The 364-nt window shown below is 58.5% G+C and carries 1 protein-coding gene; it reads left to right on the top strand.

Annotation, left to right across the window (positions count from 1 at the left end; translation table 11 throughout):
* Positions 1–79: 79 nt before the first annotated feature.
* On the top strand, positions 80–235 hold the full coding sequence (locus SPHV1_RS17040) for a hypothetical protein (RefSeq protein WP_231634720.1): 156 nt from the start codon (positions 80–82) through the stop codon (positions 233–235).
* The last annotated feature ends 129 nt before the right edge of the window (positions 236–364 follow it).

Consider the following 364-nt stretch of genomic DNA (forward strand, 5'->3'; position numbering starts at 1 on the left):
CGTTCTCCCTTAGCGTTGTTTAGCGTACTTTCCACGCTATGCCCTCTACAGCTATCAGAAGCATTGCGTTTGGCGCGCCTTGCGCCACATCGGCAAGGACGATTGGAGTTTCAAAGAGGAAGACGTTGCCGCCTTGAGGGCCGAAGGCGCGAAATCCATTTCGGACTTTCGAGACTGGCTCATTGAGGAGCTGGCCGGGATGGGGATCAGCGCCCACACCGGCTTGCCGAATTGAGCGCCTAGCGCGCCGTCGCTTCAATTGCTGGCGGTGATTGTGCGCGGAATAAATCGCGGGTCCGCCGTGGGATCGGTAGGCGAAGGATGCAGCATGTCGCGCCGGAAATTCACCGCAACGGAAATAGGC

This window comes from Novosphingobium sp. KN65.2, from assembly GCF_001368935.1.
In the GTDB taxonomy this organism is placed as follows: domain Bacteria; phylum Pseudomonadota; class Alphaproteobacteria; order Sphingomonadales; family Sphingomonadaceae; genus Novosphingobium; species Novosphingobium mathurense.